Annotated in this window: 1 protein-coding gene; it reads right to left on the bottom strand. The window is 52.6% G+C overall.

Annotation, left to right across the window (positions count from 1 at the left end; translation table 11 throughout):
• Window positions 1–92: 92 nt before the first annotated feature.
• The gene (locus tag AC27IT_RS27865; RefSeq protein ID WP_025844495.1) at window positions 93–464 is read right to left on the bottom strand and encodes a DUF4280 domain-containing protein; all 372 of its coding nucleotides are present in this window, start codon (window positions 462–464) and stop codon (window positions 93–95) included.
• Window positions 465–601: the final 137 nt, after the last annotated feature.

Genomic DNA, 601 nt, shown 5'->3' with positions numbered 1-601 from the left:
TATGGCCAGACGATTCGCAAATCGTGATAAGTCATGACGCCGTCCGTTGCCTGCATGATACTCCCCTCCCCTTTTCAGGTCGCCGGATTGCGTCAATCTTGCCCGTCCGTTTCAATCGTAATGATGCCCGAAGCGGAACAAACCAGTTGCGACTTGCTCAGTAAAGCCGGTTCGTTGTCTACCAGCACATCGTCTTTTCCGTCTGACCACTTGGACGGTGTCTGCGGTACACAGACGTTTCCGGTCAGCTTGCAAAATCCAAAGCAGCCTATATTTTTTCCGGATTCGTGATCGGCGACGTTCATGACGGGTTTTCCCCGGCTGTACACACCATGGCATGTGGGCAAGTTCAGCACTCCGGGGTCTGTGCCTTGCGTGCATTTTGCAGTCGCTCCCCGTACGACATACGAATACTCAGCGCCAAAAATTCCGGCACTCAGTGCTCTTAGCAAATTGTCAAACATCTGCCTCTCTCCTTTCCCAATCAAGGACAAAAAGCTTACGCGCCCTCATTTACCCGAAGCGTCCGGATCAATGCGTTCGCCAAAGGCTGCCATAGCCACACTTCCCTTGCCGGAAAAACCATGCTGCCAAAAAAGGC

Source organism: Brevibacillus sp. YAE8, assembly GCF_057543335.1.
Note: the sequence above shows the minus strand (reverse complement) of the source record. Positions and strands in the feature narration are given on the sequence as shown.